The sequence below is a fragment of the Pseudalkalibacillus berkeleyi genome (assembly GCF_021608225.1).
Classification (GTDB): domain Bacteria; phylum Bacillota; class Bacilli; order Bacillales; family Fictibacillaceae; genus Pseudalkalibacillus; species Pseudalkalibacillus berkeleyi.
This window is the reverse complement of record NZ_JAKIJS010000001.1, coordinates 16,200-34,420: the sequence shown is the minus strand read 5'-3', so window position 1 is coordinate 34,420 and position 18,221 is coordinate 16,200. Positions and strand designations below refer to the sequence as shown.

The following is an 18,221-nucleotide window of genomic DNA, read 5'->3' as shown; positions in this document are numbered from 1 at the left end:
CGCCATGCTTTATGAAGTTGTATGCGGTCGAAACGATGATATCTTGTTTCAGAGAAAGAACAATGTAGTTTTGCATGACGCTACCTCCTTTTTTCATAATTTATTAATTCCTTTAAAAGTTTATACCAACAGTTTCCATTTGGCAATAGACTTTTGCCTATTTTTAAAATTTTTTTACAATTTAGTGGGTCAGGGGGACAGGTCCCTTGACCCATAATTAACATTTGACCTAATTATTACTTTTTAACCCAGTATTCGCTACAGTCTTTACTTCGATCAAGGAATCCATATTCAATTAGGTATCGTCGGACGGTAACAAAGTCATCAATAATCGGTTTCAAAACCTCATTAACTTCCATTTCTGTGTACTTATTGTCGGAATCAAACCGACGAATGATTTGTTGAAGGACAATGATTTTCCTTTTTTCCTTACTAGGAAATTTAGTTAATGGACCATCCACACCCTTATTAAAATATGTGTTCAAAACTTTTTCACGTTCCTTGGTTGTTATTGCATACCTTTCGTCCACTTGCGTAGCCCCCTTATGTATTTGTACGAGATCATCTTGTTGGTCTGTCTTCTTCAACAAGTCCATGATCGCTAAAAACACCTTAGCCTGTTTTTCTTTCTCCTTCAGTTTGAAACGATGCGTTCTGATAGTTGACGTGCTGCCAACATCTAGTTGTTTTGCAATTTCTTTATCGCTTTGACCATCTTTAAAACAAGATAACAGCGTCCGCTGGACTTCGGTAAGTCCTGTGTATTTCTTATTCATAGTCAGCAAATACTCAAGTACGGAGCCATGTTCATCCTTTATATGTTGTTTAATGGCTTTCTCTGCTTCCATCAACATGTCTTCTGTCCATTTATAGATGATTCCTTTTTGAAATGCTTTACCACATATCAGACAAGTAAATTGCTCAGTTTCATGTTCATATGTATAACCTCGTTTCAAATCTTCACTACTAGCATCCCAAAATCGATCTTCTTGATAATCCAAAACAAACCCTCCGATAATTTGATTACTTATTTATAAACATATTAATTCAACGTTTACATAAATGCAAATTGTTTTAAAAACAAAAAGAGAGTGACTAGTAAATGTCACTCTCTTATTAAAGTGGGACGAGGTACCTGTCCCCATGACCCTATAAGTTCCTTTTGTGTATGCCTTTGCCGTCATAGGTGTAGGCAACGTGTTTGCCTTCTATTTGCGTTTCCATGTGTACTGCTCTACCCCATAGGTCATATATATAAGGAAGAACTTTTTCTAGGTATTTAAGGTCTAGTTCAACATCTTCAAAATGATGGACCAAATAGAGCTCGCCATTTTTCAAATAGTCTCCATCGTTCACGGTAATGTATGGGAATCCACCATTCACCCGACTGCTGATGAGTTGATCCCGTACTTCATCACACTGTTTCGTTGTAATACGATAATCCTTCCCTTGCTTTTGGAATAAATAAAGGTCTTCCTTATCACATAAGTCCTTCGTCAAATAATTCCGGATGAATGAAATGTCTGACTCAATTTCTCGTACTTCAAAAATCTTCTCTCTTCCATCACCTTTTTTGACGCCTTGTTTCTTCAATTCTTCTGAAGGATTGTTATAGCATTCTTCTATGTCTTCGAAAATTTTCAATCCTAAATAATAAGGATTAATTGAAGTACGCGAAGGTTGGACAACGCCAGCATTCAATTTAGCAAATTCTATGACCTCATCTGTCGATAAATCCATTTCACGGAGGATTCTAGCATGCCAGAAAGATGCCCAGCCCTCATTCATGATTTTCGTTTCTAATTGAGGCCAAAAATAAAGCATTTCCTCACGCATCATGGACAGGATATCACGTTGCCACTCCTCTAGCTCACGTCCGTATTCTTCTATAAATAATAGAAGGTCTTTTTCAGGGTGAGGTGGAATTTTGCGCTTTACCGTTCTTTGATCGTCTTTCTTTTCTCCTCTTTGGTCTATGGACCATAAATCATCATAAGGCGTTGGTTTCTTTTCAAGTTCTTCTTCTTGATCTTCAAATTGATAGTTGAGTTTCGGTCTCATAATGGACGGATCTATATGTTCTTGAATGGAAAGAATCGCATCTAGAAAATGTTCGACTTCCTTCTTTCCATGTAAGCGTTCGTAATGTGCGATCCGTTCAGCTGTCGATGTCATACTTTCAACCATGTCCCTGCGAGTATTCGAAAAACGGACGTTGTTTTTAAAGAAATCACAATGCGCAAGAACATGGGCAATGATTAGTTTGTTCTGAATCAATGTATTGCTGTCCAACAAAAAGGCATAACAAGGATCTGAATTGATGACCAGTTCATAGATTTTACTTAATCCAAGATCGTATTGCAGCTTCATTTTATGAAATTGCTTACCAAAGCTCCAATGTGCAAATCGAGTTGGCATTCCGTATGCTCCGAATGTATAAATGATGTCAGATGGACAAATCTCATATCTCATTTCATAAAAGTCAAGACCGAACCCCTCAGCAATCTCCGTAATTTCATGAATCGCGTTAATTAACTCTTTTTGTTCTTCAATGCTCATTCCGGCCCCTCCTAATTTTAACTCTATATAAGACAATGTATGTCTGATTTCCCTTTTCATGAGTGGAATGCACAAAACATCGTTCTTAATGATCGATTGTCCAAACAAGCATGTCCTCAACCCATTGACATGACTAAATTTTCTGATTAATTAGACATTACGAAATTCTGTGATTTCCAGTCTTCGTATACCCTCCTCAGACAAGATGACACTTCCTTAGAACGGATGTGAAACATATAAAAGGTAATGTAAACGCTTACTTAGGGTTTTTCGACCTTATTCGGACTATTTGGTCTATATTGTTGAATTAATTTGCCTGAATGTTACGATTAAAAACGTTGAAATAAGGACGGTATTCAAAGGAGAGGTTACTTTGTTAAAACAACGTGTTGCCTTTTTAGGCGCTGGTAATATGGCAGAAGCAATGATTTCAGGAATCGTTGAATCAGGGAAATTAGCTCCTGAACAAATCATTGTTACGAACCGTAGTAACCAAGAACGTTTAAATGATATGAAAGTGAAATATGGAATTGAAGCGATAAAAAAAGATGAATTGAATTTTGAACAAATTGATGTTTTCATTCTTGCGATGAAGCCGAAAGATATCGACACTGTAATGGAAGATTTAAAAGACAGACTTAGACCAGAACAAGTTCTCATTTCCGTACTAGCTGGTATTTCTACAGCTTATATGGAAGAAAAACTAAATGATGGTCAACAAGTGATTCGCGTCATGCCGAACACTTCTAGCATGCTTAGAGAATCTGCAACTGCTATTTCACCTGGACACCATGTATCTATGGATCAAGTGGTGTTTACAAAAGAGTTGATGAATTGTATTGGTGAAGCTTACATTATTGAAGAAAGTCAGATGGATATCTTTACTGGTATCGCTGGTAGTGGTCCTGCTTACTTCTACAACTTGATGGAACACATTGAGCAAGCTGGGGTTGAAGGTGGCATGGATCGTGAAATGGCTCGCAAAATTGGAGCACAAACGATCTTAGGCGCAGCAACAATGATGCTTGAGCGTGAAGAAACGCCAACTCAGCTTCGCAAAAATGTAACATCACCGAATGGAACAACAGCAGCAGGATTAGACGCACTAGATGAACACGGCGGTGGCGAAGCAATTGCAGAAGCCGTTAAAGGAGCTGCTTCACGTTCGAAAGAAATGCGTGAAGAGCTTGAAAAAGTATTTGCTGAACAAAAGTAATTATAAATAAATTTAATTAACCAACAAAAAAACGCAACATAATAGGAGTGAATGTGACACCTGATATGGATAAAAAACGAATTATCATAAAAATAGGAAGCAGTTCATTAACAAGCTTACATGGAGAATTGAGTCGTAGAAAAATTGAAAAGCTCGTCGACGAAGTCGTACGTTTAAAAGATGATGGGCATGAAGTCTTGCTTGTATCCTCTGGAGCAGTAGCAGCTGGATATCGTAAGCTCGGCTTTATCTCAAGACCTGATACTTTGCCGGAAAAGCAAGCGGCAGCTTCAATCGGACAAGGACTTCTAATTGAAACTTACTCAGATCTATTCATCTCTCACGGTTATGTTGGATCACAAATCTTAATAACACGTGATGACTTTTCAGATGAGAATCGTTACAACAATGCACGTAGTACATTAACCGTGCTACTCGAACGTGGCATCATACCAATTGTGAACGAAAACGACACGATCACGATGGATTTCTTAAAGTTCGGTGATAACGATACTTTATCTGCAAAAGTTGCAGGCTTAGTCAACGCTGATCAACTGATTATATTATCAGATATTGATGGATTATACGACGACGACCCTAGAAAGAATGAAAATGCTCAGCTTCTCGATCAGGTGCACGAAATTACGCCTGAAATCGAAGCCGTAGCTGGAGATCCAGGTAGTGCAGTCGGTACAGGTGGAATGAAATCCAAGATTGATGCGTTCAAGATTTCTCTAGCATCTGGAATCTCTTCATTCCTAGGAAAAGCTAGCACACCAAATATTGTATATGACGCTGTAAATCACGAAGCTACTGGCACTTACTTTGATCCTAAAGAAGAAAATGAAAACCTGAATCAAAAGAGACAATGGATTGCATTTAATTCAGGTCCTGAAGGTGAAATAACCATTAACGACTTAACAGGCGCTTCTATACAAGAAGATAACAAGAGCTTAGCCCCACTTGATGTTCATAGTGTAACCGGACGCTTTGATAAAGGAGCTGTCGTACGCATTAAGAACATTAGTGGTGAAGATATCGGTCTTGGTGTGATGAACTATTCATCAAACGAATTGAAGCGATTGATTAATCAAAAAGAAATTAAACTACAGGATTTCCAAGAAGCAGCGGTTGAAAGTGAAGATCTTGTTTGTCACTTAGATGTTGCCGTACCTGTAGGTGTATAACAATAGAACAGCTGGAAGATTAGCACATTGAACGACAACAATTACTGGAGGGATTTGATGACGTTAACAGCTGAAAAAACAAACGTTGAACAGCAAGCAATAGATGCAAAGAAAGCAGCAAAGACTCTGTCCATGCTTTCTACTGAAGATAAGAACGAAGCTCTACACACTGTAGCATCAGTGTTAGAAGCAGAGTATGAAACGATTCTACAAGCAAACGAAAAAGATTTAAATAAAGGCCGTGAGAAAGGTTATGACGAAGCTTTCATGGATCGCTTGTCACTTTCGAAGGAACGAATTTATGAATTCGCACAAGGGCTACGAGAAGTCGCAGACTTAGAAGACCCGACTGGACTTGTAAAGTCTGACTGGAATCTTGAGAACGGTCTAAATGTACAACAAGTTACCGTTCCTCTAGGTGTAATCGGTATGATTTATGAGGCACGCCCAAATGTAACAGTAGATGCAACAGGTCTTGCTTTGAAATCTGGTAATGCAATCGTCTTGAAAGGTGGTTCTTCTGCCCTTTCTTCAAACCAGGTAATTGTTGAAGTCATGCACCGTGGTTTAGAAAAGACGAAGATTCCTAAGGATGCCGTACAATTTATCGCAAGTACTGATCGTTCTGCTACACAAGAACTATTTACAATGAAAGAGCATATCGATGTACTCATTCCACGTGGGGGTGGTTCATTGATTCAAGCGGTAGTCAATAACGCTACTGTACCTGTGCTTGAGACAGGTGTTGGTAACTGCCACATCTATATTGATAAAGCAGCTGATGTTGAGAAAGCTCTCAACATTCTAGTCAATGCTAAGACAGATCGTCCAGCCGTTTGTAACGCTGCAGAAACGGTCATCATTCATAAAGAATGGCTAGATGCGAATAAAGACCAATTGATCGCTACGTTTAACGAACATGATATTACACCACATGGTGATGAATATGCAGTCTCTATTCTTCCTGGTGCAATCCCTGCTGGAGAAGAAGACTGGGCGAACGAGTATCTTTCAAAGCATATCGCTGTAAAAACAGTCACTGACGTAACAGAAGCTGTTGAGCATATTGAAACGTATGGTACGAAGCACTCTGAAGCGATTGTTACGGAAGACCATACTGCAGCGAAAACATTCTTAGGACTTGTTGACGCAGCAGCTGTTTACCACAATGCTTCTACTCGATTTACTGATGGTAGTGCACTCGGATTTGGTGCAGAAATCGGTATTTCAACCCAGAAACTACATGCACGTGGTCCAATGGGATTACCAGCACTAACAACAGTGAAGTACCAAATGACAGGAACTGGACAGATTCGATAAAATGAAAGCTCAGCAATTATGCTGAGCTTTTTCTTATGGGAAAACATGAACAGGATTACTATATTTACATCCTCTCTTGCCAAGTTTACTCTCACCTTTTAACTGCGCCCATCTTCTCTCACTTTATTATTTATATTCCAATATCAACTGATAGAAATGAATGTCGTGCCACCGATCAAATTTGTAGCCAGCTTCCTTAATCAATCCGGTCTTTTCATATCCGAATTTCTCATGAAGTTGAACACTAGAGCGTTCATCATTCGCAATCACAGCGATTATGGAATGATGATTGTTTTTCTTAGCTTCATTAATTAATTTTTCTAATAGCATTGATCCAACACCGTGACCTCTTGCCTTACTTTTTATGTATATAGAGTCCTCAACTGTTGATGCATATGCAGGTTTAGGGCGGAACTTCGTCAAGCATGAATAACCGAGTATCTCTTCAGCTTGCTCAGCCACTATAATTGGATACTGCTCATCAAATTGTTTAAACCATTGTTCCCGACTTTCTAGTGACTGTTCAACAAGGTCGAACGTAGCAGGCGAGTTGAGAACGACTTCATTATAAATCTCTAGCATAGCGGACAGGTCATTCTTGTTTGCATGTCTAATCCGAATATTCATTAAACTATCCTTTCTCATATCACTGATAACTTGTACATATAGTTTAGTATATGAGTGAAAGTATGGGGAGAGGTTCATATGAAAAAGTGGAATGCAATCCTGATCGGGAGCATTTTCATAGGTGTGGGTATCAACGGTTTATTAGCCCCCCACCATCTTCTCGATGGGGGAATGATCGGAATTAGCCTAATCGCCAATTATACTTGGGGATTCCAACCGGGTCTCGTCATTATCATTTTAAGTCTACCGCTCTATGGGCTCGCTTGGTTTTATCATCGCTCATACTTTTATAATAGTCTTCATGGCATGCTGATCTCTTCTTTTTTTATTGATGCATTTTCGCCGATTCGTCATTGGACACACCCACCGCTACTTTTGTGCGCATTGATTGGTGGATTTCTTGTTGGGACAGGTATCGGTATAATGCTACAACAAGATACGAGTACAGGAGGGACTGATTTACTCGCTTTAATTATCTCCAAATTGACCAACTTGAACGTCGGCATTATAATTTTCCTCATAGATGGTATCGTCATTATTTGTGGTGGTCTCCTTCTAGGAGGAGAGTCTTTTGTTTATTCCTTGATTACAATTATTGCTGTCGGCATCACCACGACCTTCATCACGATAACAAAACGCACACAACCGGCTATTTAATTCATTCTCGGTGCCCAGAGCATGACTGAGACTCCGATTAAACAGATCATCCCTCCAAGAATATCAAACCGATCCGGTGTTTCTTTATCGACTAACCAACCCCATAATAGAGCGAGCACAATGAATACCCCTCCATAAGCTGCAAATACTCGTCCGAATGTAGGAAAGGTCTGAAAGGTAGGGACCACACCATAGACAATCAGAACGAGCCCTCCAATGATCCCAAACCAGTATGGACCACCCTCTCTTAGCCATAACCAGAATAAATAACCCCCTCCAATTTCAGCGAGCCCTGCTATGATAAATAATATTGCTTGTACCATTTATAGTGTCCTCCTTTATAGACGTTTAAGATAAGCCTTTTCAACATAGAATGATAGTAATGAATAAGGTGAGAAAGGAGACGAAGATGGCGATATTCGTACTTTGCCGGAAATGCAAAGGAACAGGAACACTCTCTTCCTTCCTCCCTTTCGCAAAAAACAAAACATGCCCAAATTGTAAAGGAACAGGTAAGATTAAATCAAAACGAAACCTCTTCAAAACAAAATAGAAAATGTCTCTACAATCTGTGAACATATTAAAGAGGATTGACCATAATCGGTCAATCCCTATTTTTATGCTCTAATATGATTTACTTTATCCATAACGTCTTCTTTTAACGTCGCTAAAATCTCTTGGCTCTTTTGTAATGAAGAAGCCTGAACGCCGAAGTAGAACTTGATTTTAGGTTCAGTCCCAGATGGGCGTAAACAAATCCACGATCCATCTTCAAGAATGTATTTAATGACATTTGATGGTGGTAATGTGATTTCTTCAGTTTCAGTTGTTTTTACGATCAATCTTTCATAGCTTAAGTAATCTTCAACCATTGAAACTGGAATTCCCCCAAAGTCAGATGGTGCTTGTGAACGGAAAGTTGCAAGAATTTCTTGTATTTCTTCTGCCCCTTTCTTCCCTTTGAGTGTCAATGATTCCAATCCCTCTTGGTAATATCCGTATTCATCAAAAATTTCAAGTAACCCTTGATAAAGTGTTTTCCCTTTTGATTTGTAATAAGCAGCAACTTCTGCAGCCATTAAGCACGCTTGGACAGCATCTTTATCACGAACGAAATCCCCGATCAAATAACCATAACTTTCTTCATATCCAAATAAGAAAGTGTGTTCACCCGTTTCTTCATATTCCTTCATCTTTTCACCAATAAATTTGAACCCAGTCAATGTATCTACTGTACGAAGACCGTACTTAGAAGCAATTGTTCGGCCAATTTCAGAGGTGACAATCGTTTTAAGGACGACACCATTGTCAGGAAGGTTTCCATTTGCTTTCTTTTGGCTCAACAAATAGTTCAGCATAAGCGCACCCGTTTGATTACCTGTAAGGACGACATATTTGCCCTCTTCATTTTTCACTGCAATCCCTACACGATCAGCATCCGGATCTGTTGCAATGAGAAGATCTGCATTCTCCTTCTCTCCATATTGAATCGCGAGTTCAAATGCAGCATGCTCCTCAGGGTTTGGAGATTTAACTGTTGAGAATTCAGGATCAGGTAACTCTTGTTCACGCACAACTGTCACGTTGTTAAATCCAAGTGCTTCCAAACCAGCTCGAACTGGCTTATTCGCTGTCCCGTGCAACGGTGTAAAGACAATTTTCAAATCACTTTGTTCTTTTATCAAATCGGAATTGACTGAAATCCCCACAAGTTGTTGATTGTAGGCACGGTCGATCTGATCGCCAATGATCGTTAACAGCCCTGATTCCTTTAATTCTTCCTCAGTTGCGATATGGATGTCCAGCTCATTTTCCACTTGATTCACACAATCGATCACTTCGTTCGCTGCTTTCGGAGGTAGTTGGCCACCATCATTTCCATAAACCTTAAATCCGTTGTATTCCGGTGGATTGTGGCTCGCCGTTATGACGATGCCTGAAAAGGCATGCAAATATCTAACAGCAAACGAAAGCTCAGGCGTAGGTCGTAGCTCATCAAACACATACGTCTGAATGCCATGACTACCAAGTGTTCTCGCGGCTTCCATCGCAAACTCTGGAGATTTATGACGAGAATCATACGCGATGACAACACCTCGATGCTTCGCTTCTTCGCCAAATTGTTCTATGTATCGTGCCAAACCCTCAGATGCTTTACGAATCGTATACTTGTTCATACGGTTCGTACCCGGGCCAATCTCCCCACGCATTCCTCCGGTTCCGAATTCTAATGTTTTATAAAAGCAATCTTCAAGCTTTTCTTCTTGGCCCTTGATAGCAAGAAGCTGGTCTTTTAGCTCTTCATCTAATTGGTCATACGTATTCCATCGTTCGTAACTATTTTTCCAACTCATAATTTCCTCCTATAAATAAAAACTCTACACTTCCTTATTGTATAAGAATTCCACGTTTTCAACCACTGTTCTCGTACTTTGTATTATTTTCAACAACATCATACTGTATCCTTCAAATCATTCGTCTGATGTTGATCGTATACAACCATAATACTGTCGAAATCCCCTTTTTACATTTTATGCATACAAGATCTGTCACTATTCCCCGGAAAATAAAGTAGAAAAAGAAAGACAGGTCGAATGCCTGTCTTTCCTCATGTAGAATTATTGTTCATCTTGTTTTTTCATATTCACTTCGTATAAGTCACGTCTTCGATCTCGGAGTTGCATAACACTACCAGATCTTCTATGTCTTCGAAGAATCTCTAAATCGACATCCCCCACAACGAGCGTTTCGATGTTGGGATTACATTCTCCGATGATCCCATCCCTAGGGAAGGTGAAGTCGGATGGTGTGAAAATACCCGACTGTGCGTATTGAACGTCCATGTTTTCAGTTTGTGGTAGATTCCCTACTGTCCCTGATAAGACAGTATACACTTGGTTCTCAACTGCTCGAGCTTGGGAACAATACCGAACTCTTAGGTATCCTTGTCTGTCATCTGTACAGAATGGCGTGAAGATAATCCTTGCACCTTTGTCTGTCACATATCTTGAGAGCTCTGGAAACTCGATATCATAACAAATCAAAATTGCGATTTTACCACAATCTGTATCAAATACATTCACTTTGTCACCTGGACTGACACCCCACCATTTACGTTCGTTTGGCGTTATGTGAAGCTTATACTGCTTCTCAATCGTACCATCTCGTCGGAAAAGATAAGCGATATTGTATATCTTCCCTTCTTCTTCAACAAAGTGCGAGCCTCCGATTATGTTCACGTTGTAACGGACAGCAAATTCAGTAAACAGTTCAATATAGTCTTCTGTATATTGCGTGAGTCTACGCACGGCTTGACTTGGACTCTTCTCATCAAGATAGCTCATCAATTGCGTCGTAAAGATTTCAGGGAATACGACGAAATCAGATCCGTAGTCAGAAGCGACATCAGTATAGTACTCCACTTGATTCGCAAACTCATCAAACGAATGGATTTGTCTCATCATATACTGAATGGTCGTAATACGGACAGGGAATGACGTTTTGAAGTGACGTTTAGAGGTAGCTCTATAGTCGATATTGTTCCATTCCATTAGGGTTGCATGTGCATTAGAAGCTTTATCATCAGGTAAGTACTCTTGATTGATCCTCATCAATGTAAAACCGTTCATCAACTGAAATGTTAATACAGGATCGTATATGTTATGGTGTACAACCTCTTTCACATATTCTCTAGGTGTCATTTGATCCGCATACTTATGGTAATTCGGTATACGTCCACCGATAATGATACTCTTTAGATTTAATTTTTCCGCCATTTCCTTCCGAGCTTCATATAAGCGACGGCCTATCTTCATTCTTCTGAAATCTGGATGTACCATCACTTCAATCCCATATAAGTTGTATCCTTCTGGATCATGATTGGTGATATATCCTTCATCCGTTATCTCATCCCAAGTATGCTTTTCATCATATTCATCAAAGTTAACAATTAAACTTGAGCATGACCCTATAATTTGTCCATCATATTCAACACAAAATTGTCCTTCAGGGAAAACATCTAAATGACTTTCTAGATGTTCTCTTTTCCAAGGGTCCATATTTGGAAAACAGATTTTTTGAAGGGCAAGAAGTTCATCAATATCTTTTTCTTCAATGTTTCGAAGTATAATCTTCTTTTCAAATTTTGATTCATCAATAGATGACATACTGCTACCACCTTCCTTACTGCCAGTGTTTCATCCGTGTGTGTAAATCAGAAGTGTTCAATTCAAGTTGAATGCCATTTGGATCGAGGAAATTAACAACGAGCCCACCGCCACGTTCAACAGGTCCCCGAACAATCTGAACTTCATTTATATGAAGTCGGCGTACTACTTCATGAAAGCCTTTCTCATCAATCGAAAATGCAAAATGATCTAGTCCTAATTTCGAACTAAAATCGTCCTTCTCATCCTTCCCCTTTTCAAGGAGACAAATCCAAGCGGTACCGCTCTCCAAATACGCATCAGTTCTACCCAAATGAACTCGTTTCATAAGAAGAATGTCTTCATAAAAAGCAAGCGACTCTTTAAGACTTCTCACGTTCAACGTAATATGATTGATACCCGTAATGTTCATATTCCCTTTCCCTATTGCTTTGTAAACTGATTAATCATCTCTTGTAATTCTAATTCAGCTAATGATTCAAGCTTTAAATCATATTCCTCAAAGGTAAGGTGTTGGGTCACCAAATTCGGAATAACGACTGTATGAAGACCAGCACGTTTTGCCGCCTTTGCGCCATTAACTGAGTCTTCAAAAGCAATTGATTCCTCAGGCTTTACACCTAAGCATTCAACAGCTTTCAGGAAAAGTGTAGGGTCTGGTTTGACGGTTTCTACATCATCAGACGTTTTAATACACTCAAAATAGTGTTCTATACCTAAGTTTTTGATATGTTTTGAAACCCACTTATATGAAGAACTTGAAGCCAAGCCGATCTTCAATCCTAATTGCTTGGCTGCCTCTAGATATTCCATTACACCGGGCAGAGCTTCTCGATCTTTTATGAGTTCTTGGAAAATATCCAGTCTTTGCTGCTTAATCGTATCCCTGTCCAGTTTCTTACCGATTTGTTCTTCTAAATATTCATGTGCATCAAAGTATGTAGAATGTGTTCCAATACATTCGCCCCAAACTTCAATTGGGAGTTCTGCACCATGCTCCTTATAAATCTTTTGTAATACGTTATACTCGCATGACTCCGTATCTAAAATCGTTCCATCAAAATCAAACACAACTGCTTTTATCATTTTCACTATACATCCCCTTCGAACAGATTATACTACCCCCACTATATCTATATAAAGAAATCTTGTCGACTGGCAAGTGTAACGTAGCCAGAGACTTAGATGCGCTTATACTTGTTCCTACACTTTTCCACTACGTCGAGTTACTTTCCTGCTGAAAAGAGATCAGACATAAGTGTAAAGAAATCTTGTCGACTTGCAAGTGTAACGTAGCCAGGTAGAGCGCTTATCTTACCCTCATATCTGCGCTTCTCCTTTTTTCGGGGAGGATAGTGCGCCTATCTTACCCTCATTTCAGCGTTTCCCCTATTTTGAGAGAGGATAGAGCACTTATCTTACCCTCATATCAGCGTTTCCCCTATTTTGAGAGAGGATAGAGCACTTATCTTACCCCCATTTCAGCGTTTCTCCTATTTTGAGAGAGGATAGAGCACCTATCTTACCCTCATTTCAGCGTTTCTCCTATTTTGAGAGAGGATAGAGCACTTATCTTACCCTCATTTCAGCGTTTCTCCTATTTTGAGAGAGGATAGAGCACCTATCTTACCCTCATTTCAGCGTTTCTCCTATTTTGAGAGAGGTTAGAGCACCTATCTTACCCTCATATCGGCGTTTCTCCTATTTTGAGAGAGGATAGAGCCTATTAACGCCGCCAGAACCCTAATCGCACTTATACTTGAAAGCATTTATGTAAAAAAGCGCCTGCGGACAGGCGCTTTCCTGTGTTATTGTTGTGCGTTTGGATTGGAAGGATTGGAAATGCTTGATAGTGCTTGTCCAGCGTCATTAGGATCTCCATCTTTTGTAGCTAAATCACCCAATGATACCATTCCGACGACTTGATTGTTTTCAACAACCGGTAATCGGCGCACTTGATTTTGAGACATAAGCTGCGCAGCTTCTTGAGCACTCATATTCGGATTACCCGTGATGAGGTTATTAGACATACACTGTCCCACCTGAGTATTCCCGTCTAAGCCTTGGGCAGTTGATCGCAACGTAATGTCACGGTCCGTGATAATCCCTCTAACTTGGCCATTCTCTACAACAGGTAGGGAACCGATATTATATTGACTCATTAAAGCTGCAGCCTCCTTCAACGATTGCTGAGGAGTTACAGAAGCGATGTTATTGGACATGATCGAACGTAATTGTTGTTGTTCATTCATAGTAAGCATATCCTCCTTTCTCCCATAGTTTAGCCGGTGATCCGAAAGATTATTTTTCCTTTATTTTCAACGTTTCTACCTATTTCAATTTCACACGAGTTCAAATACAATTAAGCTTGAACATAAAATCAATTGACCCTATGAGGTGGAAGAATGTCGAAACCATATTTCAACGTCCTTGAGGAGATTATACCCACCCTCGTTACTGTGACGTTAAACAGCCCAGATTATCAAACCGTGTGCCGCTGTCAAACCTGTACAAACGATATTATTGCGCTCACGTTAAACAGCATCCCTGCTCGTTACATAACCACACCCGAGAAACGCGAGATCATTTTTCGATTATATAATCAAACATTCATGAGAACGGCATTAAATAAACATATCGTAAAAGCAATTTATGTTGTTCGGAAATCACCCAATCATGATTGAGGTACTTCTGTAAAAAACTTTACAGACTTCCCATCACTTTTTGAAATAATCGTTCCTAATTTATCTGTCCTGTACACTTGAATATCATTTGATTTAAGGCGATTCAGGACATCTTTTGATGGGTATCCGTATTTGTTCTTCCTCCCAACAGAGATGATTGCGTAATCAGGTTTGATTTTCTTTAAAAGTGCGTGACCTGTCCCTGTGTTTGCACCATGATGCGCAACTTTCAAGACATCCACTTTTTCATCATCCAACTTTTTAATTAATTCATTCTCTGATATGACTCCAGCATCCGCCATTAACAGAAATGAGTTCTTTCCATGTTGAAGACGAACGACAGCAGAATAGTCGTTTAAAGATTTATACCGTTTCTTTCCTGGTGCAACAAACTCCATTGAAATATTCCTCGCTAGCTTGATTTTCACACCAGCTTTGGCTACAAATTGATCGACACCTGAATTGGCAATCGATTGTACCATCCGTTTGTAGTACCGCGTATGGTACATAATATCTGGCATATAGACACGCTCAATCTCAAAGGATTGAAAGATATCTTCCATACTTCCGATGTGGTCATGATGGGGATGTGTGGCGATAAGATAGTCGATCCGCTCAATTCCGCGCTTTTGCAGGTAAGAAACGACCTTCTTTCCATCATGTTCATCCCCGGAATCAATAAGAATGTGTTTACCATTTGAGGTCTCAATATAAATACAATCTGCTTGTCCTACATCAATCACATGTAGCTCGAGGTTCGTTTTCCAAAGCGCTTCAGCCGGTTGTGGAAATAGAACAAGTATACAAAAAATAAGAACCAATTGTCGCATTCTTCTTCATGAACCTCCCGATACGAATTTTCCTTAGTTTATGTAAGCTTCGGGAGATTATTTTTCCATAAAAATCCCTCCATCCATTGATGAAGGGTTAGTCTGGCTTATGCCATTTCCTTTTCGCCTTTGTTAAAAAAGCTTCTCATCGAATGATACACATCTCGTTTTTCTTTTAGAATATAATGGTAGAACTTAGGGTTATTGATGTTCTTGTAAACACTCATCAAGGTTGAATGTCTATTGTATGGATTCACTTCACCATAACCAAACATGTTCGATACATCCATGATTTGTTGAACTAGCTTGATACATCGAGCATTATCACTCGTAAGGTTATCACCATCAGAGAAGTGGAATGGGTATATGTTATAGCGACTAGGTGGATACTTATTGTCAATTAATTCTAACGCTTTTCGATACGCCGAAGAACAAATTGTTCCACCACTTTCCCCTTTAGAAAAAAAGTCTTCTTCCGTAACAACTTTGGCTTCTGTATGATGTGCAATAAATTCAATTTCTACTGTTTCATATTTTGAACGGAGAAAACGTGTCATCCAAAAGAAGAAGCTTCTTGCCATATACTTTTCCCAGATTCCCATTGACCCTGATGTATCCATCATCGCAAGAACGACTGCTTTAGATTCAGGTTTTTCAGTTTGATTCCACGTTTTGAACCGAAGATCTTCTGGATAAATTGGTGTAATGGCTGGATCACCTTTTAATGCATTTCGCTTGTATGCAGTCAAAATGGTTTTCTTCTTATCAATATTCCCCATCAATCCAGTTTTGCGGACATCGTTAAATTCGACTTTTTCTCGAATAATATTTTCCTGTTCCTTCTGCTGCAAGTTAGGAAGCTCTAGCTCTTTAAATAGTAATTCTTCAAGTTCTAGAAGTGATACCTCAGCTTCGTAGTAATCATCGCCTGCTTGATCGCCTGCTTTTTTCCCTTTGCCCTTTCCTTTCTTTCCACTGGCATTTCCATCACGCGCAATGACATCGCCTACCTGGCTGTCTCCGTCTCCCTGCCCGACATGTTTAGATTTATCGTAATTGTAGCGGATTTTATATTCATCCAGGGAACGGATCGGAATTTTAATGACATCGTGACCGTTAGAAAGAATAATACTTTCTTCGCTAATTAAGTCCGGTAAATTGTTCTTTAATGCTTCTTGTACTTTTTCCATGTGTCGCTGTTGGTCTTGATAACCTTTACGGTGGAGGGACCAGTTCTCCTGTGACACGACGAAGTTTCCTTTTTTGTTGACGGTCATATATGATTCCCCTCCTTATTTATTTTCCCCAAATAATGAGATAGCACGTTCACTTTTGGGGATTACTCTATCCTATGCAGTAAATGTTCAGAATTGCCATTAAATTCGAACAAAAAGGTGCTTGTCTCAAAAGTTCCGCGCTATTCAAGAGATTTGTAATGAAAAAGTTTCTAAATAGAAAAAGACGACCCGTTAACGTTAGGTCGTCTTTCAACTATTTTACATCTATTATGATTGTTTTAATTGGGGTGCCATCGGAAAATACCTTTAATTTCCATGTCCCATCTTTAGGAAATGTTATGGAGATAGGATAAGTATACGGTACTTGATCATTCGTTTTGGATCCTAATTCTTTTTCAATCGGGTCCACGCCACCCCATTTTTTCGTAGCTTCTACGGTCACATCATCATAAGCAGTCCATGTGATGATATTACTATCGAAAGCTTCCCCCGCTTTTGGCTTCTTCTCTAGTACGAGTCCTACACTAGATTTGCTTCCTGTGTAAATTACGGGTTCAGCATTTAGTGTAATTGGATAGATCCCACTTGTTCGCCAATTGTCTTCATGGAGTCCGTTGAAATGAGCACCAATTAAATAAGCAGCAAAAGAAACAAGGATAACTTGAGCAATCACAAAGCTTTTCGTAGTTTTGAATGCATGCATCATTTCAGAATGTGGAGCGAAAAAGTATAAGAAGACAAATAGCGCCACTAAACTCAACATAACGAATCCCAAAATCAGAAACATTAATACTCCCCCTTCTATCTTCTCTATAATTAATTTACGAAAGAAAAAGGGAAAAGTTTCAAAAAAAAGAAACTTGCCACTCGGCAAGCTTCTTCATCATTTATCCGTTGTCTTTATCGTCTGCTTCCTGTTCATGCTGCACAGGATCTGGCGTTTTTCCGCTTTTCTTTACTTCTTCATTCGATGATACATTCTCCATCACTTTGCTGTGTTCTCTTAATTCCTTTTCATCATTGACCATTGAACTGTTCTTTGGATCTTCACCTTTGTTCTTTGTCATGATTACCACCTCTTGGAATTATCGATTCCCAATATATTCATACTATAAACCTTACTTAATCAATTTGAACTCTGACATTGGCCAGTACCTCAGGTTCACTTCACCCACGATATTTTCCATCGGAACAAATCCGATATGACGGCTGTCGATACTGTGAAGTCTGTTATCACCTAATACGAAGACTGTTCCCTCAGGAACCCTCTCCCTCTTGGTAATATCTTTTAAAGTGAAATCTCCGGTAAGTTGAGATCCCTGTTGGATCTCTTCACGAAAACGTTCTAAATACTGCTCTTCGACTTTTTTGTCATTAATAAATAATTTATCATTCCGGTATTCAATTTTGTCACCTGGAAGGCCGATCACTCGTTTAATGTAATCTTCCTCTTCATTAGCTTTGAAAACAATCAGATCAAATCTGTTCGGATCAGAAATATCATAGTTGATTTTATTTACAATTAAACGATTGCCTTCCTGAATGGTCGGCATCATGGATTCACCAAATACCACATAGTTTGTAAAAAGAAAGTGACGGACGACGATTGCAATCAAAAGTGCAATACCGATTGCTTTAACCCATTCCCAAAAACTATTCTTTGTTTTGGTCATGTAAACTTACACACCCTTTTTCTTTGATATGTTTAATCTACCATTTTATACAATTTCCTCGCAA

19 protein-coding genes are annotated in these 18,221 nt (G+C 39.2%); 5 read left to right on the top strand and 14 right to left on the bottom strand.

The features are described from left to right. Positions 1 to 236: 236 nt before the first annotated feature. Positions 237 to 1,001 (bottom strand): DUF2087 domain-containing protein, encoded by a 765-nt coding sequence (locus tag L2716_RS00245; RefSeq protein WP_236330316.1) that lies wholly within the window; start codon positions 999 to 1,001, stop codon positions 237 to 239. A gap of 148 nt (positions 1,002 to 1,149) precedes the next feature. Beyond that, positions 1,150 to 2,559 carry a SpoVR family protein gene (locus L2716_RS00240; RefSeq protein WP_236330313.1) on the bottom strand — a complete coding sequence of 470 codons (1,410 nt, stop codon included), beginning with the start codon at positions 2,557 to 2,559 and terminating at the stop codon, positions 1,150 to 1,152. A 412-nt stretch (positions 2,560 to 2,971) separates the two neighbouring features. Here L2716_RS00240 and proC point away from each other — a divergent pair, with 412 nt between their 5' ends. The 3 genes from proC (at position 2,972) to L2716_RS00225 (ending at position 6,282) form a co-directional block, all read left to right on the top strand. After that, positions 2,972 to 3,775: a pyrroline-5-carboxylate reductase gene (proC, locus tag L2716_RS00235; RefSeq protein WP_408005314.1), complete on the top strand. Its 804-nt coding sequence runs from the start codon at positions 2,972 to 2,974 to the stop codon at positions 3,773 to 3,775. A 65-nt stretch (positions 3,776 to 3,840) separates the two neighbouring features. Then, on the top strand, positions 3,841 to 4,962 hold the full coding sequence (gene proB / locus L2716_RS00230; RefSeq protein ID WP_236330306.1) for a glutamate 5-kinase: 1,122 nt from the start codon (positions 3,841 to 3,843) through the stop codon (positions 4,960 to 4,962). Between the two features lie 57 nt (positions 4,963 to 5,019). Beyond that, positions 5,020 to 6,282, top strand: coding sequence for a glutamate-5-semialdehyde dehydrogenase (locus L2716_RS00225; protein ID WP_236330304.1), 1,263 nt, complete (start codon positions 5,020 to 5,022; stop codon positions 6,280 to 6,282). Between the two features lie 126 nt (positions 6,283 to 6,408). On the opposite strand, the gene L2716_RS00220 is transcribed toward L2716_RS00225, so the two are convergent. After that, entirely contained in the window at positions 6,409 to 6,909 is a 501-nt protein-coding gene (locus L2716_RS00220; protein ID WP_236330301.1) for a GNAT family N-acetyltransferase, read from the bottom strand. A 78-nt stretch (positions 6,910 to 6,987) separates the two neighbouring features. Between L2716_RS00220 and L2716_RS00215 the strand changes: the two genes are divergently transcribed. Then, positions 6,988 to 7,566, top strand: coding sequence for a YitT family protein (locus tag L2716_RS00215; protein ID WP_236330298.1), 579 nt, complete (start codon positions 6,988 to 6,990; stop codon positions 7,564 to 7,566). Here L2716_RS00215 and L2716_RS00210 read toward each other — a convergent pair. From L2716_RS00210 to L2716_RS00185, 6 genes are all read right to left on the bottom strand, one after another. Beyond that, positions 7,563 to 7,889, bottom strand: coding sequence for a YnfA family protein (locus tag L2716_RS00210; protein WP_236330295.1), 327 nt, complete (start codon positions 7,887 to 7,889; stop codon positions 7,563 to 7,565). The two genes, L2716_RS00215 and L2716_RS00210, sit on opposite strands and share 4 nt — an antisense overlap. 294 nt (positions 7,890 to 8,183) lie before the next feature. Then, positions 8,184 to 9,920 carry a phospho-sugar mutase gene (locus L2716_RS00205; protein ID WP_236330293.1) on the bottom strand — a complete coding sequence of 579 codons (1,737 nt, stop codon included), beginning with the start codon at positions 9,918 to 9,920 and terminating at the stop codon, positions 8,184 to 8,186. Positions 9,921 to 10,184: 264 nt separating this feature from the next. Beyond that, a complete protein-coding gene (locus L2716_RS00200) occupies positions 10,185 to 11,732 on the bottom strand; it encodes a bifunctional GNAT family N-acetyltransferase/carbon-nitrogen hydrolase family protein (protein ID WP_236330290.1) in 1,548 nt (515 codons plus the stop codon). A 16-nt stretch (positions 11,733 to 11,748) separates the two neighbouring features. After that, positions 11,749 to 12,144 carry a VOC family protein gene (locus tag L2716_RS00195; RefSeq protein ID WP_236330287.1) on the bottom strand — a complete coding sequence of 132 codons (396 nt, stop codon included), beginning with the start codon at positions 12,142 to 12,144 and terminating at the stop codon, positions 11,749 to 11,751. An 11-nt stretch (positions 12,145 to 12,155) separates the two neighbouring features. Then, entirely contained in the window at positions 12,156 to 12,818 is a 663-nt protein-coding gene (locus L2716_RS00190) for an HAD family hydrolase (protein ID WP_236337748.1), read from the bottom strand. A 722-nt stretch (positions 12,819 to 13,540) separates the two neighbouring features. After that, positions 13,541 to 13,993, bottom strand: coding sequence for a CBS domain-containing protein (locus tag L2716_RS00185; RefSeq protein WP_408005276.1), 453 nt, complete (start codon positions 13,991 to 13,993; stop codon positions 13,541 to 13,543). 144 nt (positions 13,994 to 14,137) lie between these two features. On the opposite strand from L2716_RS00185, the gene L2716_RS00180 reads away from it, so the two are divergent. Continuing rightward, complete coding sequence (locus L2716_RS00180) at positions 14,138 to 14,416, top strand: late competence development ComFB family protein (RefSeq protein WP_236330282.1); 279 nt, start codon at positions 14,138 to 14,140, stop codon at positions 14,414 to 14,416. Here the strand turns inward: L2716_RS00180 and L2716_RS00175 are convergent. The 5 genes from L2716_RS00175 to lepB form a co-directional block, all read right to left on the bottom strand. Beyond that, complete coding sequence (locus L2716_RS00175) at positions 14,407 to 15,246, bottom strand: ComEC/Rec2 family competence protein (RefSeq protein ID WP_236330279.1); 840 nt, start codon at positions 15,244 to 15,246, stop codon at positions 14,407 to 14,409. The genes L2716_RS00180 and L2716_RS00175 overlap by 10 nt on opposite strands. A gap of 107 nt (positions 15,247 to 15,353) precedes the next feature. Then, positions 15,354 to 16,523 (bottom strand): sporulation protein YhbH, encoded by a 1,170-nt coding sequence (yhbH, locus tag L2716_RS00170; RefSeq protein ID WP_236330276.1) that lies wholly within the window; start codon positions 16,521 to 16,523, stop codon positions 15,354 to 15,356. 214 nt (positions 16,524 to 16,737) lie between these two features. Then, on the bottom strand, positions 16,738 to 17,271 hold the full coding sequence (locus tag L2716_RS00165) for a hypothetical protein (protein WP_236330274.1): 534 nt from the start codon (positions 17,269 to 17,271) through the stop codon (positions 16,738 to 16,740). A gap of 100 nt (positions 17,272 to 17,371) precedes the next feature. After that, positions 17,372 to 17,551, bottom strand: a complete 180-nt coding sequence (locus L2716_RS00160) for a hypothetical protein (protein WP_236330271.1) — start codon at positions 17,549 to 17,551, stop codon at positions 17,372 to 17,374. Positions 17,552 to 17,602: 51 nt separating this feature from the next. Next, complete coding sequence (gene lepB, locus L2716_RS00155) at positions 17,603 to 18,157, bottom strand: signal peptidase I (RefSeq protein ID WP_236330268.1); 555 nt, start codon at positions 18,155 to 18,157, stop codon at positions 17,603 to 17,605. Between the last annotated feature and the right edge of the window lie 64 nt (positions 18,158 to 18,221).

Coding starts and splice junctions, on each gene's coding strand:
- L2716_RS00240 (WP_236330313.1), bottom strand. CDS start 2,559: ATGAGCATTGAAGAACAAAAAGAGTTAATTAACGCGATTCATGAAATT.
- proC (WP_408005314.1), top strand. CDS start 2,972: ATGGCAGAAGCAATGATTTCAGGAATCGTTGAATCAGGGAAATTAGCT.
- proB (WP_236330306.1), top strand. CDS start 3,841: ATGGATAAAAAACGAATTATCATAAAAATAGGAAGCAGTTCATTAACA.
- L2716_RS00225 (WP_236330304.1), top strand. CDS start 5,020: ATGACGTTAACAGCTGAAAAAACAAACGTTGAACAGCAAGCAATAGAT.
- L2716_RS00220 (WP_236330301.1), bottom strand. CDS start 6,909: ATGAATATTCGGATTAGACATGCAAACAAGAATGACCTGTCCGCTATG.
- L2716_RS00215 (WP_236330298.1), top strand. CDS start 6,988: ATGAAAAAGTGGAATGCAATCCTGATCGGGAGCATTTTCATAGGTGTG.
- L2716_RS00210 (WP_236330295.1), bottom strand. CDS start 7,889: ATGGTACAAGCAATATTATTTATCATAGCAGGGCTCGCTGAAATTGGA.
- L2716_RS00205 (WP_236330293.1), bottom strand. CDS start 9,920: ATGAGTTGGAAAAATAGTTACGAACGATGGAATACGTATGACCAATTA.
- L2716_RS00200 (WP_236330290.1), bottom strand. CDS start 11,732: ATGTCATCTATTGATGAATCAAAATTTGAAAAGAAGATTATACTTCGA.
- L2716_RS00195 (WP_236330287.1), bottom strand. CDS start 12,144: ATGAACATTACGGGTATCAATCATATTACGTTGAACGTGAGAAGTCTT.
- L2716_RS00190 (WP_236337748.1), bottom strand. CDS start 12,818: ATGATAAAAGCAGTTGTGTTTGATTTTGATGGAACGATTTTAGATACG.
- L2716_RS00185 (WP_408005276.1), bottom strand. CDS start 13,993: ATGCTTACTATGAATGAACAACAACAATTACGTTCGATCATGTCCAAT.
- L2716_RS00180 (WP_236330282.1), top strand. CDS start 14,138: ATGTCGAAACCATATTTCAACGTCCTTGAGGAGATTATACCCACCCTC.
- L2716_RS00175 (WP_236330279.1), bottom strand. CDS start 15,246: ATGCGACAATTGGTTCTTATTTTTTGTATACTTGTTCTATTTCCACAA.
- yhbH (WP_236330276.1), bottom strand. CDS start 16,523: ATGACCGTCAACAAAAAAGGAAACTTCGTCGTGTCACAGGAGAACTGG.
- L2716_RS00165 (WP_236330274.1), bottom strand. CDS start 17,271: ATGTTTCTGATTTTGGGATTCGTTATGTTGAGTTTAGTGGCGCTATTT.
- L2716_RS00160 (WP_236330271.1), bottom strand. CDS start 17,551: ATGACAAAGAACAAAGGTGAAGATCCAAAGAACAGTTCAATGGTCAAT.
- lepB (WP_236330268.1), bottom strand. CDS start 18,157: ATGACCAAAACAAAGAATAGTTTTTGGGAATGGGTTAAAGCAATCGGT.